The following is a 26,196-nucleotide window of genomic DNA, read 5'->3' on the forward strand; positions in this document are numbered from 1 at the left end:
TGCAAGAAGCAGACGGAAAATTAGAAATCGAAATTAACGATTCTGTACAAGATAATGCAATTGAAACAACGGAGCCTGAAACGACTGCTGAAACTTCAACTTCAGAGACTGAAACTGAAGCAGAAAATACAGTTGAAGATACAGAAACTGACCATCAAACAGCATTAGACGCCATTACAAATTCGAACGCTGAAGAAAGTGAAGATGAAACGCTAAAAGAGCGTCATGACATTCCTATGCAGGATTATGATACTTTCTCTTTAGATGAACTTGTTGATGAGCTTAAAAAATTGATCAGCACAGATAAAGTAATGTCTGCAAAAGATCATATTGAAGAAATTAAAAAGTCGTTTTTACTACAATACAATCACCTTATTGAGGAAAAAAAGGAAGAATTTAACGCTTCTAAACAAGATCCAAATGAGGAATTCGAATATCATTCTCCATTAAAATCTAAATTTGACGAATATTATAATGTTTTTAGAGAAAACAGAAATGCTCATTTCAAGCATTTACAAACCAATCTAAAATCGAATTTAGAAAATAGACTTGCCATAGTCGAAGAGCTAAAAGAACTTATAAATCCACAGGAAAACATCAAAGACACGCTTAAACATTTTAATGATTTAAGAGAAAGATGGAAAAATGCAGGATCAATTCCAAAAGACAAATACAATCATGTTTGGAATAATTATCACTTTCACGTAGAGAATTTTTATGATTATTTACATCTGGATCGTGAAGCAAGAGATTTAGATTTTAAATACAATCTGGAGCAAAAGCAAAAAATTATTGCTCGTGTTGAAGAATTAGTAAACGAAACTGACATTAGTAAATCGTTTCGTGAATTACAGGATTTACACAGAATCTGGAAAGAAGATATTGGGCCGGTTTCTAAAGAACATCGTGATGCTATCTGGAATAAATTTAGTGAACTGACTAGAAAAATCCATGATAAAAGAGAAATCTTATTCGAAAGCCAAAGAGCAAACGAAGTAAATAATCTTGAAGTTAAAAAAGAAATCATTGGTAAAATTGAAGTTTTAGGAACTGAAAAAGTAAACTCTCACTCGCAATGGTTAGTACAAATTCAGAAAGTAGAAGCACTTAGAAATGAGTTTTTTGCTGCCGGAAAAGTACCTTCAGAAGTAAATGAAGAAACCTGGGCTAAATTTAAAACTGCTGTTAGAAACTTTAATTCTTTTAAAAATTCATTTTACAAAGACATTAAAAAAGATCAAAACGACAATTTAAATAAAAAAATGGCTCTTGTTGTAAAAGCTAAAGAATTACAAGAAAGTACTGATTTTGGCGCTACGACTCCGGTAATGAAACAAATTCAGGAAGAGTGGAAACAAATTGGCCACGTTCCCAAAAAATATTCAGATAAAATCTGGAAAGAATTCAAAGATGCCTGTAACCATTATTTTGATAAATTAAAAGAACACAAATCAGAAGAAAACGTTGATGAAGTTACTGCTTTTGACAATAAAAAAGCTTACTTAGATGTTTTACGCGCTTACCAATTAACGGGTGATCACAAAACTGATCTTGATGCTATAAAAGCACATATCGAAATATGGAAAGGTTATGGAAAAGTACCTTTTTCAAGACGTCATATCGAAGGAAAATTCAATAAAATTTTAGATGCTCTTTTTGAAAAATTAAGTTTGAGTAAAAAAGAAACTGAAATGATGCGTTTCTCTAACCGAATTGATTCTCTATCTGATAGTAATGATACGCGCAAACTAGATAACGAAAAGATTTTCTTAATGCGTAAAATTGAAGAAGTGCAAAATGAAATTTTCCAATTAGAGAATAATATTCAGTTTTTTGCGAATACTAAAAACGCTAAAAAAGAGAATTCAATTGTTCTCGAAGTTCGTAAAAACATCGCTATTCACAAAGAAAGTCTTGAAATCTGGAAAGACAAACTGAAACAATTGCGTAATTTAGGTCAGGAGTAATTAAAATACTAGAACTGCAGTGAGATATTCATTGCAGTTTTTTTTTACACTGTTCGCATTTTACCGCAAAGCGCACAAAGGTTTACGCAAAGTTCGCAAAGCTAAATAAATACAAAGCTTTGCGAACTTTGCGTTTTATATACGGAATGCAAAATAATCCTTGGCTTGCTTTGCGGTAAAATCCACCCAAACATTTATCTCATTTCAACCCAAAGCTTAACAATGTATTATAATTCCATAAAAAAAAATCTATAAAATATTGATTATATTTGATAAACCACATTATCTATTGATAATAATAAAACGAACAAATTCAATTATTAATCCTAATAACAACGAAAAATGAAATTTACAAGAAAAGCGCATGCCAACTGGAAAGGAACAGGCATGGAAGGAACAGGAAGTATCAGTACACAAAGTACTACATTAGATAATGCTCAATTGTCATTTAAAACAAGATTTGCTGACGGAGTTGGAACAAATCCTGAAGAACTTGTTGCCGCAGCACATTCTGGCTGTTTTACAATGCAATTAAGTTTTTTACTTAACGAAGGTGGTTTTACAGCAGATGATTTAAATACAGAAGCTACAGTCACTTTTGAAGACGGAACAATTACTTTAATCCATTTAGACTTAAAAGGAAAAGTGCCTAATATTTCAGCTGAAGAATTTGAAACTATCGCTGCAAAAGCAAAGGAAATCTGTCCAATTTCTAAACTTTTAAATACTACAATTACACTTTCAGTTACTTTACTTAGTTAAGAATAACTTTTAAGCATAAAAAAACCATTTACCTCGCGGTAAATGGTTTTTTTATTATTCTAAAATGTATTTAATTACATGGTAGCTTTTAGTGCTTTTGCTTCCGCTGTCATTTCTAACGCTTTGTAAACACCTAATAATGTTTTAGATACATCTTCGTTTTTAGGATCTAATTCATTTGCTTTTTTAAGGTAAGGAATAACTCCTTTAAAAACGTTTTCTCTTTGTGCTTTCAACACATCGTAACGTTTCATATCTTTTGCAGAAGTACCCAATTTATTCATCTCATCAATAATAGGCTTTTCAGCTTCTAATTTTAAAGCCGCAAGATTAAGATAAGCGTTTGCATAGTTTGGATTAATCTCAATTGCTTTCAAATAATATTTCTCAGCGTCGGCATTATTTTTAGCGTTTGCACTAATAACTCCTAAGTTAAAAACTAAATCAGCATTGTTTGGATCTTTTTGCAAAGCTTCACCCACTAATTTTTTGTATGTTTCATAATCTTTAGAGTCTAAATATAAGTTAGCTTCTGTAAGGATTAGAGAACTATCATCCGGATTTGCTTTTCTTGCATCGGCGATTGCTTTTTTACCATCTTCGCTACGTCCTTTTTGAACTAAAATTAAAGCTAAGTTTTTGTAAATTTCACCTCTTTTAGAAGGAATAGCTTCTGTTTTAGGTTTTTCATGAGTTCCTAATTTTACAGCTAAATCTCTATCTTTTGCACTGCTGAAATTATCTTCATTACCTGAAATTTTATTTATTGCTAAATAATTAGTTCCTTTTCCTGAATAGTTTAATTTTTTCAATTCTTCGTACATTGGCAATGCAAGATCAAAATCCTGTGCATTTACTGCTGTTGAAGCTGCATAATATAAATTGATCGTATCTTTTTTATCTAATAAATAAGCGTCATACAATTTTTTAGCTCCGTCAGCATGTTTATTTGCCTGAGAATCTGCAATAGCTGAGTTAATCAACTTTCCTTTAATATCAGTAATTGAAGTTGCGGCCTGAGTAGAATATTTTAATTTTCCTGAAGCTTTTTCAACATCAATTAACTTTTTATAGTTTTCAGCAGCAAGAGAAAGATTTTTGCTTTCGTCTGTTTTTTTGTTTGCTAAATCTAAATAAGCGTTTGCTTTCACAAAATAGAATTGAGCCTGCTCAACATCTTTGGCATTTGCTACCATATTTTCAGCATCGTTCAGGATTGTGATTGCTCCCTGAGCATCTCCTCCTTTTAACGCTTTTTCAGCACTTTTTATCTGATCTTTTTGAGCAAAAGTAGCTACTGAAATCAATAATGCTGACGCAAGTATTACATATTTACTTTTCATAGTATTCAATTTGTATATTTAATTATAAGTGGTTATTAATTTTTTATTCTTCAGATTCTTCTTCTTCAGCGTCATCTTCGTCTTCTACTACTTCGTCAGTGTCGTCGTCGTCATCTTCAACCGGACCTTCGTCTTCAAGAACTTCTAAATCAGGTTTAACTCTTTCAATTACTGACTCGATTACATTTCCATCTTCGTCAACAATAACTTCAGCAACATCATCTTTCATAACTTTTGTTACAGCAGCGATAGAATCTTTACCTTTTAAGTTAATCAATCGAACTCCCTGAGTTGCACGACCCATTACACGTAAATCTTCAATTGCCATTCTGATCGTTAATCCTGATCTGTTGATGATCATTAAATCATCAGCATCACTTACAGCGTTTATCGAAATTAATTTTCCTGTTTTTTCTGTGATATTAAGCGTTTTAACACCTTTACCTCCACGGTTTGTAATTCTGTAAACATCTTCACCATCGTCATCAACTAATTTAGTACGTTTACCGTATCCGTTTTCAGTTACAACTAAAATTTGTGAATCGTTTACATTCTCTTTATCAACAGTAACCATACCAATTACTTCATCAGTATCATCTTTTAAGGTAATTCCGCGAACTCCGGAAGCTGTTCTTCCCATCGGACGTGTTTTTGTTTCCTCAAAACGAACTAATTTACCAGACTTAACAGCAAGAATAATTTGACTTTCTCCGTTTGTTAATTTTGCTTCAAGTAATTCATCACCTTCTTTAATAGTAATTGCGGCAACACCATTTACTCTTGGTTTAGAATATTTCTCTAAAGAAGTTTTCTTAACCTGACCTTTTTTGGTAACCATTACAAGGTTGTGACTATTGATATAATCTTTGTCTTTTAAGTCTTGTGTACAAATAAAAGCTTTTACTTTATCATCACTTTCAATGTTTACAAGATTCTGAATTGCTCGACCTTTTGCGGTTTTACTTCCTTCAGGAATTTCATAAACACGCATCCAGAAACATTTTCCTTTTTGCGTAAAGAACATCATATATTGGTGATTAGTTGCAACGAACATATGTTCAAGGAAATCCTGGTCTCTTGTTCCTGCACTTTTTTGTCCAACTCCACCTCTATTTTGAGTTTTGTATTCGGTTAAGTTTGTACGTTTAATATAACCAGCATGAGAAATTGTAATAACCACATTTTCATCGGCAATTAAATCTTCAATACTTACATCTCCACCAGAATATTCAATTTGAGAACGACGGGCATCTCCGTATTTCTCACGAATTTCTTCAAGCTCTTCTCTTATCAAATTAGATCTTAATTCTACATCTGCTAATAAAGCTTTCAAATGTTCGATTAACTTCATTAATTCCTCATATTCAGCTCTTAACTTGTCTTGTTCAAGACCTGTTAACTGACGTAAACGCATCTCAACAATGGCACGCGCCTGAATATCTGACAATTTAAATCTTTCGATTAATTTCTCACGAGCTTCTTCTGTATTTTTAGAACCTCTTATTAAAGCAATTACTTCATCTATATTATCAGATGCAATAATTAAACCTTCTAATATATGTGCTCTTTCTTCTGCTTTACGTAATTCAAAACGAGTTCTGCGAACCACAACATCATGACGGTGCTCAATAAAATAATGAATCATATCTTTTAGATTCAACATTTGCGGGCGACCTTTTACAAGTGCAATATTATTTACACTAAAAGAGGATTGTAACGATGTATATTTATATAAGGTATTCAAAACTACGTTTGGCGTAGCGTCACGTTTCAGGATATAAACGATACGCATACCATTTCTGTCAGACTCGTCACGAATATTCGCAATACCTTCAATTTTTTTGTCATTTACTAAATCAGCCGTACGTTTGATCATTTCGGCTTTGTTTACCTGATAAGGAATCTCGGTAACAATGATACATTCTCTTCCGTCAACTTCTTCAAAACCAACTTTAGCACGCATTACAATACGTCCTCTTCCTGTTTTAAATGCTTCACGAACACCTTCATAACCATATATTATACCACCGGTTGGAAAATCCGGAGCTTTAATATGTGTCATTAATTCGTCAATTTCAATATCGTTATTATCAAGGTACGCAAGTGTTCCGTTGATAACTTCAGTTAAATTGTGAGGAGGCATATTTGTTGCCATACCAACTGCGATTCCTGTAGCTCCATTAATTAATAAAGTAGGAACTCTTGTAGGCATTACTTTTGGCTCATATAAAGTATCATCAAAGTTCAATTGAAAATCAACTGTTTCTTTTTCGATATCTGCCATGATGTCTTCAGAAATCTTACGCATTCTGGCCTCAGTATAACGCATTGCTGCAGGACTGTCACCATCAACAGAACCAAAGTTACCCTGACCATCCACTAATAAATAACGCATACTCCATTCCTGGGCCATACGCACCATTGCGTCATAAACAGAGGTATCTCCGTGTGGGTGATACTTACCCAAAACCTCTCCTACGATTCTCGCAGATTTTTTATGAGCTTTATTTGAAAAAACTCCTAAGTCATACATTCCGTAAAGAACTCTTCGATGCACTGGTTTCAAGCCATCTCTAACATCAGGAAGTGCTCTTGATACAATTACTGACATCGAATAATCGATGTAAGCTGATTTCATTTCATCTTCAATGTTAATAGGAATTAACTTTTCTCCTTCAGACATAAGTTGTTATGTTTAAATAATTATATTAGTTTCAAAGCGTGCCAAGATACGTTTTTTTGGAATTTTTTCAGCTATTTCCTTACACTTATTTCAATGATTTATTAACAACTTTATTTTAGTTTTTGGTTAATAAATTAAGCGTTTTTTAACGCTTTTATTGTTATTTTTTTTGTCTCTTAGCTGTCAGGAGTTCCTTAAGGGTATGGTTTTTGTTTTTCAAACACTAATTCACTAAATTTACAATACCAATTATATATTATGGATGATAATTTTTCACCAAGAGTAAAAGATGTTATTACATACAGTAAAGAGGAAGCCTTACGTTTGGGCCACGACTTTATTGGTACTGAACATCTAATGCTAGGCATTTTAAGGGATGGAAACGGAAAAGCTATTCATATTCTTAATAACCTTGCAGTCGATTTAGACCATTTACGCAGGAAGGTAGAAATACTGAGTCCAGCCAATCAAAGCGTTGAAGTAAATGCCGAAAAGAAAAATCTTCATCTTACGCGACAGGCGGAACGAGCACTGAAGACAACCTTTCTCGAAGCTAAAGTATTTCAGAGCTCGTCAATTAGCACGGCGCACCTGCTTTTATGCATCTTACGAAACGAAAACGATCCAACAACCAAGCTGTTGAATAAGCTAAAAATAGATTATGACATAGCTAAAGAACAATATTTAAATATGACTCCAAACGAAGAAGAATTCTTAGAAAACTTGCCAAGAAACGAATCGTATAATGATGATTCAGGACAAGATGACAGTCTTAAAGAAAGCAGTTTCAACAATCCAGCCAATAAGTCAAACAAAAAATCCAAGACTCCGGTTTTAGATAATTTTGGGAGAGATTTAACAGAAATGGCCGAAGAAGGAAAACTTGATCCGGTTGTAGGGCGCGAAAAAGAAATTGAACGTGTTTCTCAAATCCTAAGCCGTAGAAAAAAGAACAACCCTCTTTTAATTGGAGAACCCGGAGTGGGTAAATCTGCTATTGCAGAAGGACTTGCACTGCGTATTATCCAGAAAAAAGTTTCCCGTATTCTTTTCAATAAACGTGTGGTTACACTTGATCTTGCCAGTTTAGTAGCAGGAACAAAATACCGCGGTCAGTTTGAAGAAAGAATGAAAGCCGTGATGAACGAGCTGGAGAAAAATGACGACATCATTCTTTTTATAGATGAAATTCACACTATTGTAGGCGCTGGTGGAGCAACAGGTTCTCTTGATGCTTCAAACATGTTCAAGCCTGCTTTAGCAAGAGGCGAAATCCAATGTATTGGTGCTACTACTCTTGATGAATACAGACAATATATTGAGAAAGACGGTGCTCTTGAAAGACGTTTCCAGAAAGTAATTGTTGAGCCAACATCTGTTGAGGAAACTATTGCAATTTTGAACAATATTAAAGACAAATACGAAGATCACCATAATGTAACTTACTCTCAGGAAGCGATTGAAGCTTGCGTTAAATTAACAAACAGATATATGTCTGAGCGTTTTTTACCGGACAAAGCTATTGATGCTCTTGACGAAGCAGGTTCTCGCGTACACATTACTAATATTGATGTTCCTAAACAAATTCTTGATTTAGAACGTCAGTTAGAAGAAGTACGTGAAAACAAAAACATGGTAGTCAAAAAACAAAAATACGAAGAGGCTGCCAAACTTCGTGATGATGAAAAACGTATCGAAAAAGATTTAGCTGTTGCGCAAGAGCAATGGGAAGAAGATTCTAAAAACAACAGAATCGAAGTTACAGAAGATAATGTAGCCGATGTTGTTTCCATGATGACCGGAATCCCTGTGAACAGAATTGCACAAACAGAAAGTAATAAATTAGCCAAATTACCTGAATTGATTCAGAACAAAGTAATTGGTCAAAACGAAGCGGTTTTAAAAATTGCCCGTTCTATTCAACGTAACAGAGCCGGACTTAAAGATCCTAACAAACCAATTGGTTCATTTATTTTCTTAGGTCAGACAGGAGTTGGTAAAACACAATTAGCGAAAGTTTTAGCAAAAGAATTATTCGATTCTGAAGATGCGTTAGTTCGTATTGACATGAGTGAATACATGGAAAAATTTGCAATCTCTCGTTTAGTTGGAGCGCCTCCGGGATATGTAGGATATGAAGAAGGTGGTCAATTAACTGAAAAAGTTCGTAGAAAACCATATTGTGTTGTACTTTTAGATGAGATCGAAAAAGCACATCCTGATGTATTTAATATGATGCTTCAGGTTCTTGATGACGGATATTTAACAGATAGTTTAGGTCGCAAAATCGACTTTAAAAACACTATTATTATCATGACATCAAATGTTGGAGCTCGTCAGTTAAAAGATTTTGGCCAAGGCGTAGGATTTGGAACTGCTGCAAAAGTGGCTCAGGCCGATGAAAACTCTAAAAGCATTATCGAAAATGCATTGAAAAAAACATTTGCTCCTGAATTCTTAAACAGAATTGATGATGTAATCGTATTCAACGCATTAGAGAAACATGATATTGATTTGATTATCGAAATCGAACTTGCAAAACTATATTCCCGCGTTTCTGAATTAGGATACAAATTAAATCTTACTGATAAAGCAAAAGCTTTTATTGCTGAGAAAGGTTTCGACAGACAATTTGGGGCAAGACCTCTAAAAAGAGCGATTCAAAAATATGTTGAAGATTTGTTAGCCGAAGAAATCATAACTTCAAAAATACATTCAGGTGATGAAATCTTAATGGATTTAAAAGATGATTCTCAAGAACTTTCTGTAGAAATACACAAAGCTGAAGAGCCGACTAATCAATAAATTAGTTTAAGTTTATAACAAATTTAATTTACCCGTTACGTTTTCATAACATAACGGGTATTTTTTTTAGATAAATTACTACCTTTAGTAAAAGCAAATAGCTATTTTTGGCTATTAAATTCTATAACACAATAATAACGTATGCTTCAAAACAAAGTCATTTTAGGTAGCGAAGAATGGTGCTCATTTCCAGAACTAGGAATCCCAACAATCAAAGCTCGTGTTGATTCTGGTGCTAAAACTTCGGCAATGCATGCTATAAACATAGCTCCTTTTATAAAAAATGATGCCAATTGGGTGAAATTTGATATTAATCCAATTCAGAATAATATTAAAACCATCATTCATTGCGAAGCTCCGTTGGTTGACAAAAGAATTGTAAAAAGTTCAAGTGGTTTTAGAGAGCATCGTTATGTGATTCAAACCAGCATAAAACTTGGCGAAATAAAATGGCCTATTGAAATGACATTGACCAACAGGGATTCAATGGGTTTTAGAATGCTTTTAGGTCGTGAAGCCATGAGCGGACGTGTATTAGTTGATCCGCAGGAAAAATACTTATTAGGTCAGCCCACTCCTGAAGCATTAAAAGAACTATATCAAAATTCAGAAAAAGCGACTTCCGGTTTGCGAATTGGACTTTTAGCCAGTAATCCTGAATTGTACAGTAATAAAAGAATCATGGAAGCGGGTGAAATGCGCGGCCATGAAATGCATTTTTTGAATATCAAGGAATGTTATATGAAACTGGATGCAAAAACGCCTGAAATTCATTATCGTGGTGGAAAAATCCTAAATCAATTTGATGCAATCATTCCAAGAATCCGACCAAGCATTACTTTTTACGGTTGTGCTTTAACACGTCAATTTGAAGCTTTGAAAGTTTTCGTTTTAAATTCGGCTTCAGCCATAACACAATCCCGAGATAAATTATATTCATTACAATTGCTTTTGAATAGCGGAATTGATATTCCAACAACCGGTTTTGCCAATTCTCCTTTGGATACAGATAATTTGATTAAAATGGTTGGAGGTTCGCCTTTAATCGTAAAATTACTGGAAGGAACACAAGGAAAAGGCGTTGTTTTAGCCGAAACAAAAAAAGCTGCAGAAAGTGTAATCAATGCTTTTAAGAGTCTAAATGCAAACATTCTGGTTCAGGAATTTATCAAAGAAGCAAACGGAAAAGATATTCGTTGCTTTGTTATTGATGGAAAAGTGGTTGCAGCAATTCAGCGTGAAGCAATGCCAGGAGAATTCAGAGCAAATATTCACCTGGGAGGAACAGCATCTGTAATAAAAGTTACTGCCGAAGAAAAAAAGATCGCCATAAAAGCCGCAAAAGCTATGGACTTAAAAGTAGCAGGAGTTGATATTATTCGTTCTTCAAAAGGACCTTTATTACTTGAAGTAAACTCTTCACCGGGCCTTGAAGGAATTGAAGGCGCCACAAATAAAGATATTGCCGGAGAAATGATCAGAGCAATCGAGAAGAATTTTAAGCTGTCTTAATTTCTCATTCTATAATATTCATTTAGACTTAATGTCTGAAAATTAATTTAGCAGCTTTGTCAAAGTTTTAAAACTTTGACAAAGCTTTTTTTAAATCTAAACCCTAAAAAAATATGGTGTTTCCTTATTTAGATATTATTTTAAGAAGTGCGGCAGTTTATTTTTTCATGACAATTGCACTGCGAATCTTTGGTAAAAAAGAACTTTCGCAATTAAATACTGCCGATATTATTCTGATTTTACTGATTAGTAATTCGGTACAAAATGCAATGGTTGGACCTGATACAAGTCTTTGGGGAGGTTTAGTTGCGGCTTTGGTTTTATTTGTAATCAACTTTGCAATCAAAAAACTGACGCATAAATACAAAATCATTAACGATTTACTTTTAGATAAACCTGAAATTTTAATTCATGACGGAAAACTGGATTTTGATGCTTTAAGCAAATTAGACATTTCGCACGATGAATTAAAAGAAGCTATGCGTGAACATGGTTTAGAACATTTTACAGATGTAAAGCTTTGCATGCTGGAAATTGACGGTACCATTAGTGTGATTTCCGAAGATAAAAACAATCTAAAACAAACGCATTACAAGCGAAAACACAATCATAAAAATTTTAGAAAATAACTTAAAATCCATCTAAAACACTAATAATCAACTATTAAATTATTTTAGATAAAAAATCATAGCTATATACTTTGTTATACTATGTATTTTGTTATACCTTTATAAAATGAATGAAACCTTTGTAACAAATTGGAAATCACAGGTAAAGAAAGGCACGCTAACTTTCATCATCCTGAACGTACTTAAAAATAATGAGTACTATGGTTATGAACTTATAGAACAAATAAGGAAACATACCGAAATAGAAATCGCCGAAGGAACTCTTTATCCTTTAATGAATCGGTTAAAAACCGACGAACTCGTTGATTCAAAATGGGTTGAACAAGAAACCGGAATTCCCCGAAAATATTATTCATTAACCGAAGCCGGAATCGAAACCTTAAGCCAGATGAATATCTACTGGGAGAATCTGGAAAAATCAATCAAAAAAATCATTCAATGAGAATAGAAGATATCAAATTCGAACAAAAAGCTTCGCAGAGAATTTATAACGATTATATGAAGCGCATTAAAAAAGCAACCGCTTCATTATCAAAAATCAATCAGGATGATATTTATATGGAATTCAACAGCCATATTTTTGAAGCTATTCAGCATAGAAATAATGCAAACGAAATAGATTCCCTTTTAGATATTATCGAGAAATTAGGAATTCCTGAAGAAGTTTTAAAACCACTTATTGCTGATAAAAAACTGGAACAGGCAACCAGAACCTTCAATCCAGTTCATGTTTTCAAAGCACTGATATTAAACTTTACCAATGGCGTTTCGTATATCTTTTTCTTTGTTTTATATCTTTTCCTTTTTGGTTTTGTGTTCCTAATTTTTGCCAAAATATTCTATCCGTCACTTGTGGGATTACACATAAAACCAGGCTCATTTTCTGTTTTTGTACTTGGAATAATAAGTCCTGAAGATCAGGCAAAAAACCAAACTATAGAAGTCCTTTGCAACTTTTTTATTCCTGTAATGTTACTTTCAATTGTATTATTTTATTTTTTTATAACCCTGTTACTTAAACTCAAAAAAACAATCAATCAAAAAACCTTATTATGAAAAAAATTATTATTGCCAGTTTACTTGCTCTTATTACAACAAATGTCTTTAGCCAAAATTTCAATCAAAAAAGGCTCGATAGTTTATTTGTTCTTTTAGAAAAGAATAATAAATTTATGGGAAGTATCGCTATTGCTGAAAATGGAAAAACGATCTACACAAAATCAATTGGTTATGATGATATTACCAGTTCGAAGAAATCAAGCATTAATACAAAATACCGAATTGGTTCAATTTCAAAAACCTTTACAGCTGCTTTGATTTTTAAAGCTTTGGAAGAGAAAAAAATCGAGTTAAATCAAACTATTGACAAATATTTCCCAACAATAAAAAATGCAAAAACCATTACAATTAGTAATTTATTAAATCATAGAAGCGGCGTTCATGATTTTACAAGTGATCCTGATTATTTAAAATGGAATACAGAATATCAGTCAAGAGCTAAAATGATTGAAAGAATTGCTTCCGGAGATGTAAATTTCGAACCTGACACAAAAGGTGAATACAGCAATTCTAATTACATTTTATTATCATACATTCTGGAAGATATCTACAAAAAACCTTATGGAGATATTCTGAACCAACAAATTATTAAACCTCTAAAATTGAAAAACACTTATTTAGGAGGAAAAATTAGTTTAGACAAAAACGAATGTTACTCCTATACTTTAATTGGAAAATGGGAAAAAGCAAAAGAAACTGATATGTCGGTTCCGCTTGGCGCAGGAGCGATTGTGTCCAACCCAACCGATTTAAATATTTTTATCGAAAGTCTTTTTACAGGAAAAATCATTTCAAATGAACATTTAAATCAAATGAAAACGATAAAAGACAAATATGGAATGGGAATTGTTGAGGTTCCGTATTTCGAAAGAAAAAGCTACGGTCACAATGGCGCAATCGATGGTTTTAGAGCAATCGTAAACTATTTTCCAACAGAAAAACTGGCATTGGCTATCACGTCAAACGGAAAAATGGGTTATGACAATGATAATATCCTGCAATGTGCTTTAAGCTCTTATTTTAAAAAGCCTTTTGCAATGCCAGCTTTTAGCGATTTTATTGTTGCAACGGAAACCCTGGATTCTTATTCCGGAACATATGCAAGTTTAGAAATTCCAATAAAAATAATTATAGCTCAAAAGAACAATGTAATGACTGCGCAAGCAACTGGACAACCTTTTTTTCCTTTAGAAGCTACAGCAATTAACAAATTCAAATTTGATGCTGCCGGAGTTGTACTTGAGTTCAATAATGACAAAAAAGAAATGATTTTAAAACAAGGTGGACAAGATTATTTATTTAAAAAAGAATAAATTCATAAATATAAAGCAAACAAAAAAGCCAATTTCTTTATTGAAATTGGCTTTTTTTATATCTTTCAAAATGCAGATTTTAAATCTCACATTTTACAAATATCATTTTATTATTTGATAAATAAACTTAACAGGAAATAAACAATACCTGCTAAAATAGCTGAAATAGGAATCGTTAATATCCAGGCCCAAATCAAACTTACAGTAACTCCCCAACGAACGGCAGAAACACGTTTTGTTAATCCAACCCCGATGATAGAACCTGTAATTGTATGCGTTGTACTTACCGGAATTTTTAAATGCTCTGTAAAATAAAGCGTTAAAGCACCAGCAGTTTCAGCAGCAACTCCTTCAAACGAAGTTACTTTTGTGATTTTAGAACCCATTGTTTTCACAATTTTCCATCCACCACTTAAAGTTCCTGCAGCAATTGCAGAATAACACGCTAACGGAATCCATCCCGGCATTACTCCTTTTATACCTAAATCATCATTTGGCAAAATAACATCTAACCAGGTTTCCATATGAACACCCGGATTTGTATGGATAAAAACCGCTACCGCAGCAGCAATAATTCCCATTACTTTTTGAGAGTCATTTCCTCCGTGTCCTAAACTGAAAGCAGCAGAAGATAATAATTGCATTTTTTTCAAAGCAGCATCTGCCTGATGTAAATTTAAGCTACTGAATATCAAACAAAATAAACTTACTGTTAAGATGATAAAAGCAACTAAAAACCATTTAATATTATGCGGATCAAAAGCTACACTCCAAAAATGAGAATCAAATCTAGGTTTATCAATCTCTGCATAAGGAACCATTAAACTACTAACTAGCCAAACAGTACCAATCATTAAAGCAACTGTGAATATTTTTGGTCCAATAACTTTACGAGATGCATTTAATAACCAGATTGAAATTAAATATGAAGCAAACGCTCCTAATAAAGGCGCTAAAACAATAAAAGCAATAATTATAAGAACTCCTGAAGGCATTCCTCCATCTTTTCCAGCCTTGTACCAGCTTACAATTTCGTACCAATAATGTGTAACTCCATCTTCGCCAACATAACCTGAAAAACCGTGTACAGCTATAGCGTGAGCAACTGCTGCTCCTGCAAAACCACCAATTAAAGTATGTGATGAACTTGACGGAATACCTAACCACCAGGTTAATAAATTCCAACAAATCGCTGCAATAACACCGGCAAGAATAACAACCAGGTTAATCTCCATAGTGTGCGCTGTTTTTGCAACAGTATCTGCAACACCAAATCCGAAAACCCAATAGGCCAAAAAGTTAAAAAATGCTGCCCAAAGAACCGCCTGAAAAGGCGTTAGAACCTTTGTAGCAACAACTGTTGCAATAGCATTTGCCGCATCATGAAAACCATTGATGTAATCAAAAATTAAGGCTAATACTATAATAATTATAAGTAGCGTCATAAATTATAACTTCAGAATGAAATAAATTGAATTTAAGAATGTTTTACAGAAATAGATTCCAGTATGTTTGCAACACTCTTACATTTATCTGTTGCTGATTCTAAAACAGATAACACTTCTTTATATTTAATAATATTTTTAGCGTCTGTTTCGTTTTCAAAAATTTCAAAAACTGCTTTGTTATAAACGTTATCTGACTTGTTTTCTAATTTATTAATTCTCGCACAAGCATCTTTTATGACTTTGAAATTCTTTAAATTTCTCAATTCTTTTACCGCACTATCAATATTTTGACACGCTTCAAGATTAATTTCAGTCATTTTTCTGATTGATTTTGTAATCTTATCAACCTGATACAATCTCATTCTGCTTGCTGCTCCGTGCAAATAATCTGCAACGTTATCAATAGAAGTAATAAGTGTATGAATATCCTCTCTGTCAAACGGAGTAATAAAATTTCTACTCAATTCAAGATTGGTCTGACGTGTAATGTCTTCTCCTTTTTGCTCTAATTCGTCAATTTTCTGAAAAAGAACTTCTCTTTCTTTCAACGGAAGATTTACAGCTTCGTGTAAATTAGAAGCTAATTCAATTAAATTGCTTGAAGCTTCTTCAAAAAGTGGAAAGAATTTCTTGTCTTTCGGCACTAAAAATTGGAAAATACTGTTTATTGACATTTTTATATTTTTGATAGTGCAAAATTACTTCAATAATATTCTACAATGTTAAGCCATTGTTAACAAATCGTTTTCTATTTGGAAACTATCAAGGAATGAAACCGTGTTTTCAATGTCATAATGTAAGATTCTATCCTCCTTAACAAGAGGCACAACCTCTCTGTAACTGCTCAAAAACATCTCAATAAAATCACTTGATTTCAATGGTTCTCTGTAAGCAATTGCCTGTGAAGCATTCAATAATTCAATCGCTAAAATACGTTCTAAATTATCCATAACCCGCAACGCTTTTGTAGCACCATTTGCTCCCATACTTACGTGATCTTCCTGCCCGTTGCTTGACACAATACTATCTACGCTTGCCGGAGTTGCCAATTGTTTGTTCTGACTTGCGATACTTGCCGCTGTATATTGCGGAATCATTAATCCGGAATTCAATCCTGGATTATCGACTAAAAATACCGGAAGATTACGCAATCCTGAAATTAACTGATAGGTTCTTCTTTCAGAAATACTTCCTAATTCGGCCAAAGCAATTGCCATAAAATCTAAGGCTAAAGCCAAAGGTTGTCCGTGGAAATTTCCTCCTGATATAATCTGATCGGCTTCTATAAATATATTTGGATTATCGGTAACCGAATTAATTTCGGTCTTGAAAACTTTTCGAACATAATCAATCGCATCTTTTGACGCTCCGTGAACTTGTGGCATACAACGGAAAGAATACGGGTCCTGAACATGTTTTTTCTCCTGAGCAATAATTTCGCTTCCTTCAAGAAATTCATTAATACGCTGCGCAGTAATAATTTGTCCTTTATGCGGGCGTATATAATGTATCAATTCGTTAAAAGGTTCGCTTCTTCCGTCAAAACCTTCTAATGAAATCGTCCCGATTAAATCTGCCAAATACGAATATTTATACGCTTTTATTAAAATATGCGCTCCGTAAGCACTCATAAATTGCGTTCCGTTCAATAAAGCCAAACCTTCTTTTGATTGTAAAACAATTGGTTTCCAGTCAAAATGTTTTAAAACTTCTCGTGAAGCTACTTTTTTTCCTTCAAACCAAACTTCGCCTTCACCTAATAATGGTAAAGATAAATGTGCCAAAGGTGCTAAATCTCCCGAAGCTCCTAAAGAACCCTGAGTATAAATAACCGGTAAAATGTCATTGTTATAAAAATCAACCAAACGATTAACCGTTTGCAATTGAATTCCTGAATGTCCGTAGCTTAACGATTGGATTTTAAGCAACAACATTAGTTTTACAATTTCAGACGGAACTTCTTCGCCAGTTCCGCAAGCATGCGACTTTACTAAGTTTTCCTGAAGTTGCGATAAATTTTCATTCGAAATTTTAACATTACAAAGCGATCCAAATCCAGTATTGATCCCATAAATAGGTTCAGAATGGGAAGCCATTTTTTTATCTAAATAATCCCGGCATTTCTGAACATTTACTTTTGCTTCCTCTGATAATTCAAGTGTTTTTTGATTCACTATTATTTCTTGTAAAGCTTCTAAACTTAAGGTTTCAGTACTTATATAATGGATTTCTCTCATGGTGTTTATAATTTAAGACATCAAAAATCAGCAAATCAATATTAAAAAGCAACATTTGTTCATAATAATTAAAAATTAGTTAATTCCGATTCCTCGCTTTTATTTATTTCATAATCCTTATCACACAAAAAACCAGCTCTTTATTTATAAGAATTGAATTATAAATTAAAGATCTGAGGTCAAAAAATATTTCCTATTTACTATATAGGATAAATTACCAGGTTTCTGAATCATTTTTTTACTAAAATCTGCATTGTCACAATTTCAATGTCTCTATAAAACGCTTTAAATATATGAATAAGTCATCTTTACCGATTTAAATTTAATAAATACTCAATATTACTTTGGTGAGAATTGAATTATTAAAATATTCGCAAAAAGAAAATTAGAGTTTTTAGCTTTTATAAAAAACTGTACTTTTGAAAAACCAAAATGAAAAGTAACAGCGCAAAATATCAATCTTCGATATCAACTCAAACAAGAGTTGCAATAACTGCTGCAACAATTTCTACAACAACAACTACTACCCCTTAGGGGTATACATTTTTACATATAATCCCTTGTTATCTATACTTTTTTCCTGAAAGAAGAAAGGCTTTGGATACGTAAAAAACATTTGCATAAAAGAAAAAAACATAAAAATGAAAGTATTAAAATTTGGTGGAACTTCGGTTGCCAATGCTCAAAATATAAAACTCGTTCTTGAAATTATAAACCAAAAATCACAACAGGATAAATTAGTTGTTGTTGTTTCGGCTTTAAGCAAAGTAACCGATTTATTACAATTAGCGGCAGCAAAAGCAGCAGCAAACGACGAAAGCTTTAGAGATATAGTTGCTGATATTGAGAAAAAACATCTTGACACATTAAAGGAATTAGTTCCTGTAAGTGAACAAAGCAGCTTATTAAGTCATATAAAAAGAATTATCAACCATCTTGAAACCCTGTTAGACGGCTGTTTTTTATTAGGTGAATTATCGCCAAGAACTGCTGATACAATTTTGAGTTTTGGCGAATTGCTTTCCTCCTATATTATCGCTCAGGCATATCAGCAAATTGATAAAAGTGTTGTGTATAAAGACAGCCGTGAACTGATAAAAACCAATAATAATTTTGGTAAAGCACTTGTAAATTTTGAAGTTTCAAATCAATTAATACAGGAATATTTTGCCCAAGACCAATCGAAAATAAATATCTTACCCGGATTTATTTCGCAAAATCTCGACGGAATTACTACAACATTAGGTCGTGGCGGTTCTGATTATACTGCGGCTATTATTGCCGGAGCACTTGAAGCAGAACAACTTGAAATCTGGACTGATGTAAACGGAATGTTTACTGCAAACCCGAAAATCGTTAAACAAGCCCAGCCAATTGCAACAATCTCCTATCAGGAAGCGATGGAATTATCGCATTTTGGAGCAAAAGTGCTGTATCCGCCAACGATTCAACCCGTTTTAAGAAAAAATATTCCAATTTTAATCAAAAATACTTTTGAACCCGAAGCCGAAGGAACTTTAATTTCGAATCATGTTTCCTCAAAAGATACTGTTGTAAAAGGAATTAGCCATATCGATAATATTTCGTTATTAACTCTTGAGGGTCCCGGAATGATTGGAGTTTCAGGTTCATCAAAACGTTTGTTTGAAGTATTATCTCAGGAAAAAATCAATGTTATTTTTATTACTCAGGCTTCTTCTGAGCATTCGATTTGTATCGGAATTTTAAATTCTGATGCTGAAAATGCCGAAAATGCAATTAATAAAGCTTTTGAAGTTGAGATTCTTCAAAACAAAATCGATCCTTGCATTGTAGAAAAAGATCTTTGCATTATTGCTCTTGTTGGCGAAAACATGAAAAATCACCAAGGTTTAAGCGGAAGAATGTTTAGTACTTTAGGAAAAAACAACGTAAATATTCGTGCGATTGCGCAAGGTGCGTCTGAACGTAATATTTCGACTGTAATTAACGAAAGAGACGTTAAAAAAGCACTGAATACTTTGCATGAAAACTTCTTTGAAGAAAACACCAAACAGCTCAATTTATTTGTAATGGGAGTTGGAAATGTGGGAGAAAAATTCATCGAACAAATTCACAATCAAAAGAAATTCTTAAAAGATAATTTAAAGATTAATGTTCGTGTTATTGCATTATCAAATTCAAGAAAAATGATTTTTGATGAGGACGGAATTTCTTTAAAAGATTGGCAAACTGATTTAAATAACGGAGAACCTGCTAACAAAGAAGAGTTCATAGAACGTGCAAAAGAGCTGAATTTACGTAACAGTATTTTTGTGGATATTACGGCAAATGCAAGTGTTTCTGAAACTTATGAGAATTTCTTAAAACAAAGTATTGCCGTTGTAACCTGTAATAAAATTGCCTGTTCATCTGCTTACGACAATTATAAAAAATTAAAAAGCTTATCCCGTCAATACAACGCTCCGTTTTTATTTGAAACTAATGTTGGCGCAGGATTACCTATTATTGATACTGTAAAAAACTTAATTGCTTCGGGCGATGAAGTGCATAAAATTCAGGCCGTTTTATCCGGAAGTTTAAACTTCATTTTCAATAATTTTGATAAAGACAATTCTTTTCATGATGTTGTAAAAGAAGCCGGAGTTCAGGGATTTACAGAACCGGATCCAAAAATTGACTTAAGCGGCATTGATGTTGCGCGTAAAATCCTGATTTTAATTCGCGAAAGCGGTTATGAAATGGATATTGACGCCATCGGAAACGAATCGTTCCTGCCAGCCGAATGTTTAGCGACAACAAACAATGATGACTTTTTTGCATCATTAACAAAACATGCTGCTCATTTCGAAAAAATATATGAAGAGGCTTTAGCCAAAGATTCAAGATTGAAATATGTAGCAAAATTCGAAAACGGAAAAGCAAGCGTAGGCTTACAATTCATCCCAAAAGATCACCCTTTTTACAATCTGGAAGGTAAAGATAATATCGTACTTTTCTACACAGATCGTTACGTAGATCAGCCTTTATTGATAAAAGGCGCCGGTGCCGGTGCAGCAGTTACAGCATCAGGAATTTTTGCAGATGTAATTCGAATAGGTAACAACTAAAGGTGCTAAGGTACTAAGATGCTAAGGTTCTGAGTTTTTTATAACTTATCTTAGCAACTCACAAACTTAGTCACTTAGAAACTAAAAAATAAACAGTTGCAAAGAAAAACTTAGAACCTTAGCATCTTAGCAACTCAGAACCTTTAAAAAAAAATGGAAATAAAACTCTTTTGCCCGGCTACCATAGCGAATCTTTCGTGCGGATTTGACGTACTTGGACTTTGCTTAGACAATGCGGGCGATGAAATGATTGTTCGAAAAACAGATCAAAAAGGAATTCGTATTACTAAAATTATTGGTGCTGATTTACCTTTAGAAACCGATAAAAATGTTTCGGGTGTTGCAGGTTTAGCGATGCTGGAAGCTTACGAACGAGATTTTGAGCCGATAAATTTTGGATTTGAAATCGAAATCTATAAACACATTAAAGCCGGAAGCGGAATTGGAAGCAGTGCCGCAAGTTCTGCCGGAGCGGTTTTCGGGATAAATGAATTATTAGGAAAACCATATTCTCGAAAAGATTTGGTGCAATTTGCAATGCAAGGCGAGAAATTAGCCAGCGGAAACGCGCATGCTGATAACGTTGCTCCTGCCCTTTTGGGAGGTTTTACTTTGGTAAGAAGTTATGCTCCGCTTGATATTATCAGAATTGACAGTCCGGAAGAATTGTTCGCAACGGTGGTTCATCCTCAAATTGAGCTGAAAACATCTGATGCGCGTTCGGTATTAAAACAAACGGTTTCCCTAAAAAGCGCCATTATGCAATGGGGAAATGTGGGCGGATTAATCGCCGGATTATACACAAAAGATTACGATTTGATAGGAAGATCACTTCATGACGAAATCGTTGAACCTTTAAGAAGTGTTTTGATTCCTGGTTTCGATTTAATCAAAAAAACGGCTCTTGAAAACGGCGCCTTAGGTTCCGGAATTTCAGGTTCTGGTCCGTCAATTTTTGCTTTAAGCAGAGGAAAAGAAACCGCCGATAAAATTGCAAAAGCCATGAGCGAAGTTTATGAAAATATGAATTTGCCGTATGAAATTCACGTTTCGAAGATTAATCCTGATGGAGTTAGGATTATATAAAAAGAATTAAAAATTAAAAATTTAGAATTAAAAATTGTACGCCGTGTTTGTCATACGTACTATTTGTCAGGCTGAGCGGAGTCGAAGTCCCGCAAAGTATAGACATTAGTTTATCAAATAAAGTTTGTCATTTCGAGGAACGAGAAATCACATAACGTGACCACACAGTTCGTTGCTCTCTGGATGCGATTTCTCCTCCGTCGAAATGACAAAAAAAGCGTTAATCAATACAATTATAAAAATAAAAAAACAGTAACCACAAAGCTTTGCGATCTCTGCGTTTTCAAAAGAAACCAATCCTTGCGTTCTTTGCGGTTAAAAAAACAACCATTGGAATTTGATTTAAAGAAAAGTCTATTTTCTATACTCTATTCTCTTTTTTTTAAAATCTAAAATCTAAAATCTAAAATTTAGAAATGAAATACTATAGTTTAAACCATAACGCGCCCGAAGTTTCTTTTAAAGAAGCTGTAATTCGAGGATTAGCAAGTGATAAAGGATTGTATTTTCCTCAAAACATTACGCCATTAAATCCCGCATTTTTTAATGTAATCGAAAATCTGACGCATCATAATATTGCTTTTGATGTGATTCAGCAATTTGTAGGCGATGATATACCTGAGGATTATTTAAGAGAAATCATTGCCGAAACTTTAACCTTTGATTTTCCGGTTGTTGAAGTCGAAAACGGAGTTTATTCGTTAGAATTATTCCACGGACCTACAATGGCTTTTAAAGATGTTGGAGCGCGATTTATGTCACGTTGTCTGGCATATTTTAATAAAGATAAAAAAGACAGTAAAAATACCGTTTTGGTTGCGACTTCCGGAGATACGGGCGGAGCTGTTGCGAGCGGATTCCTTGGCGTTGACGGCATTGATGTTGTGATTTTATATCCGTCGGGAAAAGTAAGCGACATTCAGGAAAAACAATTGACAACTTTAGGAAAAAACATTAAAGCACTTGAAGTTGACGGCGTTTTTGATGATTGCCAGGATATGGTCAAAAAAGCGTTTTTAGATAAAAGTTTGGCGCATAAAAATCTGACTTCGGCAAATTCTATCAATATTGCACGTTGGTTACCGCAAATGTTCTACTTTTTCTTTGCTTATAAAGCGTTGAAAAGCCAAAACAAACCGTTGATTTTCTCTTGCCCAAGCGGAAACTTCGGGAATATCTGTGCCGGAATTATGGCTAAGAAATTAGGTTTGCCAATTGAACATTTTGTAGCGTCTACAAACGTAAACGATACTGTACCAAGATTCTTAGAAAACGGAAAATACGATCCAAAACCTTCTAAAGCCACAATTTCTAACGCCATGGATGTTGGAAACCCAAGCAACTTTATCAGGATTCAGGAATTGTACAATAATGATTTAAAAGCTTTCGAAAAAGATTTCTCTTCTTATAGTTATACTGATGAAGAAACTCTTGAAGCTCTAAAAAATATTTATAACACAAACGGTTATATCGCAGAGCCTCACGGCGCTGTTGGTTATTTAGGTTTGAAAAAAGAATTGCAAAAGCATGAGAATGCAATTGGTGTTTTCTTAGAAACGGCGCATCCTATAAAATTCCTTGATGTTGTTGAACCCGCTTTGGGAATTACGCTTCCTATTCCAGAACAAATTGAAAGTGTTATTAATGAGGAGAAAGTTAGCGTGAAGATTTCTAGTTATGAGGAATTTAAGGAGTTTTTAGGGTAAAATGATAAAGAATATAAAAAAATTAAAAAAGCGGGTAAAACAATAATTTTACCCGCTTTTTTAATTTTTTTATATTCTTATAAAGATCTATTCATTTAAAAAAACTTATAATAAAAAACATTAAATTATGGTTTACCATAATCCTAATATTTTTTTTAATACGATATTTGTCAATATGCGTTTTGTGTATATTTTCTTAATTTATAAGTTTAAAAAATTATGAAAGCATTACCAAGGCATTAAGAATATAAATTAATCAAATATAATTATGGTGCATTGAATCCATAATTAATATAATATAAGTAAGAATCTGTCAAGAGTTGGGAGACTTTTTTAGCTAGATTAAAACAATTAAAGAGAAATAAAAAAAAATAAAAGTAATTATGAACAAATTTTTAAAAATTATTGGTGGAATTGTTATTATATATTTAATACTTTTTTCATGTATCAAGTTGTTTTCAAATAAAATTAAAAGCGAATTAAACGCTCCTTCACCAGGAATGGATAATATAAAATTAAAAATGAAAATTGAAAATAATGCAAAAAACATGAATACCGTTTTACCAAAATTAATCGATAGTAGAACAGAGCTTACAAATGTTGAGTACATCTTTAATGTTGACAAATTTGTCTATAATTATAAAATTATAGACATACTAAAAGAAAAAATAAGTACTGAAGAAATAACTAATTTAACATCAACCTTAAAAAAAAGTCAACTTGAAACATTAAAAAACAATCCAAATAATTCAGATTATATTAAAACACGAACAAATTTCGAATATAATTATAAAGATAAAAATAATGTATTAATATTTAGTTTTAATATTTCGTCAAACGAAAACAAATGATCTTTACCAACTTTCCACGCTAGCGCGAGCGTCCCGCTCGTGAACACAAAGAAATTCAAAAACCAATTGGAACGTGCACGAGCGTGACGCTCGCGCTAGCAATTGATATAACTACATATTAGCTGTAATTTAATCAACTTTTGTTTTCAATGAAAAAATGTGCATATTGTGATATAAAAACCAAACTTACGAAGGAACATATTTGGCCTAAATGTTTAATTACAAGAATGCCAAACCTAACATTTAGATACATTGGTAGCCAAGATAAATTTGTTAAATCGGAACTTGTAATTTCTGACGTTTGTTCAAAATGTAATAACGAAAAACTCTCAAAACTCGATTCTTATTTTTGCTCTCTTTACGATAAGTATTTTAAAAACTTTCATGAAGAAAAGAAACAGTTTATTTTTGAATATGATTACGATTTACTTCTAAGAAGTTTATTAAAAATCATTTTTAATTCTTCGAGAACAATCAATAGTAAAGATAACTTTTTTGAAAATTTTAAGCATTTCATTCTTGATGGCAATGAAACTTGGGGAAATGTAATTATAATATTAGATATAATTACTCCCTGGATCACAAAAGGTTTAAAAGTATATCCTACATCTATGAGATGTGGCATTGTAGACGTAGGAATTAAAGATGAAAATTTCTTAATTAGAGTTGTTTCTGTAAACTCCTTTTATTTTTATATTCTTATTTCTAAGGAAAAAAAAATATCCGAAACTTTGATAGAGGAATTGAATAATATTTATAATAGAATTCCTGGATCAATTATTAATCCAAATAAAACACAAACATTAATTTCTGATTTTTCTACTCAAAACAGTTACGATGCTCATGTAGATTTTGTTATGAACACTTCTGAAGCTTTTTACAAATTATACAAAAAATAGCAAGTAACTCGAACTAGTACTTAAAAAATCAACAAAACAAAAGAGACCTAATCAAAGATCTCTTTTTTTATTCTAATATATGTCTAAAAACGTTATTTCCCGTTCAATAATTTCTCTAAATACTCAACTTTATCTTTTTCAACTTGCACCAAACGTTCGTAAAGTTCAATTACTTTATCTAAAGGATTAAAATTGCAATTGTAATTAAGTCCAGCATTTACAATACCATTATCGTGATAAGTATTTCCAATAATATTTAAAACTGCTTCTTCCGAAAAGTTTTTAATTGCTTCAACAGAAACTCCAAGAGCTTTTGCTATCTCAATTAGTCTTTGTTCCTCTACAGTTTCGCTGTTTTCAATAGCGGAAATGGTCTGCTGACTTACGCCTAAAGCATATGCCAGTGCATCCTGTTTCATATCTTTAAGCTCTCTCATACGGCTTATATTTCTGCCGATATGTTTTGATTTTATTGCTGTACTCATAATTCAAAGATATTTAAAATTCTTAAACGAAAATAAATTTTGGTAAAAAACAACCTGTTTTTGTAAGATACTATTTTCATAATTAATATAAATTGACAAATTCGGCTTTAGCAAAAAAACTAAAGATTTGGCTAAAGCCATTTTCTAATGTAATTTTGTTGCTCAAGCTAAAATACAATGTCATTAAGTTAAGGGGAAATCTATAAAATTACTTAACAGTTTAATCAAGAAGGTAATTAGAAAAAATCCGTTTTTATCAGCGTTTTCGCTTTAGCGAATCAGTAAAATCAGCGACTAATTTGACGCGGATAAAACAGATTTA

At 32.9% G+C, this 26,196-nt stretch carries 19 protein-coding genes; 13 read left to right on the forward strand and 6 right to left on the reverse strand.

Annotation, left to right across the window (positions count from 1 at the left end; translation table 11 throughout):
* Both ACHZDT_RS06995 and ACHZDT_RS07000 read left to right on the forward strand, forming a co-directional pair.
* Window positions 1-1,967: DUF349 domain-containing protein (locus tag ACHZDT_RS06995; protein WP_394773913.1), on the forward strand; the 1,967-nt coding region annotated here is incomplete at its 5' end.
* 342 nt (window positions 1,968-2,309) lie between these two features.
* A complete protein-coding gene (locus tag ACHZDT_RS07000; protein ID WP_394773914.1) occupies window positions 2,310-2,729 on the forward strand; it encodes an OsmC family protein in 420 nt (139 codons plus the stop codon).
* A 74-nt stretch (window positions 2,730-2,803) separates the two neighbouring features.
* Here the strand turns inward: ACHZDT_RS07000 and ACHZDT_RS07005 are convergent, their stop codons facing one another.
* A complete protein-coding gene (locus ACHZDT_RS07005; protein WP_394773915.1) occupies window positions 2,804-4,072 on the reverse strand; it encodes a tetratricopeptide repeat protein in 1,269 nt (422 codons plus the stop codon).
* Window positions 4,073-4,115: 43 nt separating this feature from the next.
* Window positions 4,116-6,755 carry a DNA gyrase subunit A gene (gene gyrA / locus ACHZDT_RS07010; RefSeq protein ID WP_394773916.1) on the reverse strand — a complete coding sequence of 880 codons (2,640 nt, stop codon included), beginning with the start codon at window positions 6,753-6,755 and terminating at the stop codon, window positions 4,116-4,118.
* A gap of 258 nt (window positions 6,756-7,013) precedes the next feature.
* Between gyrA and ACHZDT_RS07015 the strand changes: the two genes are divergently transcribed.
* From ACHZDT_RS07015 to ACHZDT_RS07040, 6 genes are all read left to right on the forward strand, one after another.
* On the forward strand, window positions 7,014-9,560 hold the full coding sequence (locus tag ACHZDT_RS07015) for an ATP-dependent Clp protease ATP-binding subunit (RefSeq protein ID WP_394773917.1): 2,547 nt from the start codon (window positions 7,014-7,016) through the stop codon (window positions 9,558-9,560).
* Between the two features lie 141 nt (window positions 9,561-9,701).
* Window positions 9,702-11,072: a 30S ribosomal protein S6--L-glutamate ligase gene (gene rimK, locus ACHZDT_RS07020; protein ID WP_394773918.1), complete on the forward strand. Its 1,371-nt coding sequence runs from the start codon at window positions 9,702-9,704 to the stop codon at window positions 11,070-11,072.
* A gap of 113 nt (window positions 11,073-11,185) precedes the next feature.
* Window positions 11,186-11,701 carry a DUF421 domain-containing protein gene (locus ACHZDT_RS07025; protein WP_394773919.1) on the forward strand — a complete coding sequence of 172 codons (516 nt, stop codon included), beginning with the start codon at window positions 11,186-11,188 and terminating at the stop codon, window positions 11,699-11,701.
* Between the two features lie 106 nt (window positions 11,702-11,807).
* On the forward strand, window positions 11,808-12,143 hold the full coding sequence (locus ACHZDT_RS07030) for a PadR family transcriptional regulator (RefSeq protein ID WP_394773920.1): 336 nt from the start codon (window positions 11,808-11,810) through the stop codon (window positions 12,141-12,143).
* On the forward strand, window positions 12,140-12,757 hold the full coding sequence (locus ACHZDT_RS07035; protein WP_394773921.1) for a hypothetical protein: 618 nt from the start codon (window positions 12,140-12,142) through the stop codon (window positions 12,755-12,757). The genes ACHZDT_RS07030 and ACHZDT_RS07035 overlap by 4 nt, the downstream gene beginning before the upstream one ends.
* Window positions 12,754-14,073, forward strand: coding sequence for a serine hydrolase domain-containing protein (locus tag ACHZDT_RS07040; RefSeq protein WP_394773922.1), 1,320 nt, complete (start codon window positions 12,754-12,756; stop codon window positions 14,071-14,073). Before ACHZDT_RS07035 ends, ACHZDT_RS07040 begins: the two co-directional genes overlap by 4 nt.
* A 110-nt stretch (window positions 14,074-14,183) precedes the next feature.
* On the opposite strand, the gene ACHZDT_RS07045 is transcribed toward ACHZDT_RS07040, so the two are convergent.
* The 3 genes from ACHZDT_RS07045 to hutH are packed head-to-tail and all read right to left on the reverse strand — an operon-like array spanning window position 14,184 to window position 17,758.
* Window positions 14,184-15,518: an inorganic phosphate transporter gene (locus ACHZDT_RS07045; RefSeq protein ID WP_394773923.1), complete on the reverse strand. Its 1,335-nt coding sequence runs from the start codon at window positions 15,516-15,518 to the stop codon at window positions 14,184-14,186.
* A 32-nt stretch (window positions 15,519-15,550) separates the two neighbouring features.
* Entirely contained in the window at window positions 15,551-16,195 is a 645-nt protein-coding gene (locus ACHZDT_RS07050; RefSeq protein ID WP_007810732.1) for a DUF47 domain-containing protein, read from the reverse strand.
* 48 nt (window positions 16,196-16,243) lie between these two features.
* Window positions 16,244-17,758: a histidine ammonia-lyase gene (hutH, locus tag ACHZDT_RS07055; protein WP_394773924.1), complete on the reverse strand. Its 1,515-nt coding sequence runs from the start codon at window positions 17,756-17,758 to the stop codon at window positions 16,244-16,246.
* Between the two features lie 641 nt (window positions 17,759-18,399).
* On the opposite strand from hutH, the gene thrA reads away from it, so the two are divergent.
* The 5 genes from thrA to ACHZDT_RS07080 all read left to right on the forward strand — a co-directional run bounded on the left by thrA (window position 18,400) and on the right by ACHZDT_RS07080 (window position 25,389).
* Window positions 18,400-20,847 (forward strand): bifunctional aspartate kinase/homoserine dehydrogenase I, encoded by a 2,448-nt coding sequence (gene thrA / locus ACHZDT_RS07060; protein WP_394773925.1) that lies wholly within the window; start codon window positions 18,400-18,402, stop codon window positions 20,845-20,847.
* Between the two features lie 153 nt (window positions 20,848-21,000).
* A complete protein-coding gene (locus ACHZDT_RS07065; protein ID WP_394773926.1) occupies window positions 21,001-21,933 on the forward strand; it encodes a homoserine kinase in 933 nt (310 codons plus the stop codon).
* Window positions 21,934-22,349: 416 nt separating this feature from the next.
* The gene (gene thrC / locus ACHZDT_RS07070; RefSeq protein ID WP_394773927.1) at window positions 22,350-23,639 is read left to right on the forward strand and encodes a threonine synthase; all 1,290 of its coding nucleotides are present in this window, start codon (window positions 22,350-22,352) and stop codon (window positions 23,637-23,639) included.
* Window positions 23,640-24,022: 383 nt separating this feature from the next.
* Window positions 24,023-24,490 carry a hypothetical protein gene (locus ACHZDT_RS07075; RefSeq protein WP_394773928.1) on the forward strand — a complete coding sequence of 156 codons (468 nt, stop codon included), beginning with the start codon at window positions 24,023-24,025 and terminating at the stop codon, window positions 24,488-24,490.
* A gap of 149 nt (window positions 24,491-24,639) precedes the next feature.
* Entirely contained in the window at window positions 24,640-25,389 is a 750-nt protein-coding gene (locus ACHZDT_RS07080) for a hypothetical protein (RefSeq protein ID WP_394773929.1), read from the forward strand.
* 92 nt (window positions 25,390-25,481) lie between these two features.
* Here the strand turns inward: ACHZDT_RS07080 and ACHZDT_RS07085 are convergent, their stop codons facing one another.
* Window positions 25,482-25,874, reverse strand: a complete 393-nt coding sequence (locus ACHZDT_RS07085) for a helix-turn-helix transcriptional regulator (RefSeq protein ID WP_394773930.1) — start codon at window positions 25,872-25,874, stop codon at window positions 25,482-25,484.
* Between the last annotated feature and the right edge of the window lie 322 nt (window positions 25,875-26,196).

Source organism: Flavobacterium sp. (assembly GCF_043722275.1).
Classification (GTDB): domain Bacteria; phylum Bacteroidota; class Bacteroidia; order Flavobacteriales; family Flavobacteriaceae; genus Flavobacterium.

What these genes read in the sequence shown, in the direction of transcription:
- ACHZDT_RS07000 (WP_394773914.1), top strand. Translation starts at nt 2,310, where the DNA reads ATGAAATTTACAAGAAAAGCGCATGCCAACTGGAAAGGAACAGGCATG.
- ACHZDT_RS07005 (WP_394773915.1), bottom strand. Translation starts at nt 4,072, where the DNA reads ATGAAAAGTAAATATGTAATACTTGCGTCAGCATTATTGATTTCAGTA.
- gyrA (WP_394773916.1), bottom strand. Translation starts at nt 6,755, where the DNA reads ATGTCTGAAGGAGAAAAGTTAATTCCTATTAACATTGAAGATGAAATG.
- ACHZDT_RS07015 (WP_394773917.1), top strand. Translation starts at nt 7,014, where the DNA reads ATGGATGATAATTTTTCACCAAGAGTAAAAGATGTTATTACATACAGT.
- rimK (WP_394773918.1), top strand. Translation starts at nt 9,702, where the DNA reads ATGCTTCAAAACAAAGTCATTTTAGGTAGCGAAGAATGGTGCTCATTT.
- ACHZDT_RS07025 (WP_394773919.1), top strand. Translation starts at nt 11,186, where the DNA reads ATGGTGTTTCCTTATTTAGATATTATTTTAAGAAGTGCGGCAGTTTAT.
- ACHZDT_RS07030 (WP_394773920.1), top strand. Translation starts at nt 11,808, where the DNA reads ATGAATGAAACCTTTGTAACAAATTGGAAATCACAGGTAAAGAAAGGC.
- ACHZDT_RS07035 (WP_394773921.1), top strand. Translation starts at nt 12,140, where the DNA reads ATGAGAATAGAAGATATCAAATTCGAACAAAAAGCTTCGCAGAGAATT.
- ACHZDT_RS07040 (WP_394773922.1), top strand. Translation starts at nt 12,754, where the DNA reads ATGAAAAAAATTATTATTGCCAGTTTACTTGCTCTTATTACAACAAAT.
- ACHZDT_RS07045 (WP_394773923.1), bottom strand. Translation starts at nt 15,518, where the DNA reads ATGACGCTACTTATAATTATTATAGTATTAGCCTTAATTTTTGATTAC.
- ACHZDT_RS07050 (WP_007810732.1), bottom strand. Translation starts at nt 16,195, where the DNA reads ATGTCAATAAACAGTATTTTCCAATTTTTAGTGCCGAAAGACAAGAAA.
- hutH (WP_394773924.1), bottom strand. Translation starts at nt 17,758, where the DNA reads ATGAGAGAAATCCATTATATAAGTACTGAAACCTTAAGTTTAGAAGCT.
- thrA (WP_394773925.1), top strand. Translation starts at nt 18,400, where the DNA reads ATGAAAGTATTAAAATTTGGTGGAACTTCGGTTGCCAATGCTCAAAAT.
- ACHZDT_RS07065 (WP_394773926.1), top strand. Translation starts at nt 21,001, where the DNA reads ATGGAAATAAAACTCTTTTGCCCGGCTACCATAGCGAATCTTTCGTGC.
- thrC (WP_394773927.1), top strand. Translation starts at nt 22,350, where the DNA reads ATGAAATACTATAGTTTAAACCATAACGCGCCCGAAGTTTCTTTTAAA.
- ACHZDT_RS07075 (WP_394773928.1), top strand. Translation starts at nt 24,023, where the DNA reads ATGAACAAATTTTTAAAAATTATTGGTGGAATTGTTATTATATATTTA.
- ACHZDT_RS07080 (WP_394773929.1), top strand. Translation starts at nt 24,640, where the DNA reads ATGAAAAAATGTGCATATTGTGATATAAAAACCAAACTTACGAAGGAA.
- ACHZDT_RS07085 (WP_394773930.1), bottom strand. Translation starts at nt 25,874, where the DNA reads ATGAGTACAGCAATAAAATCAAAACATATCGGCAGAAATATAAGCCGT.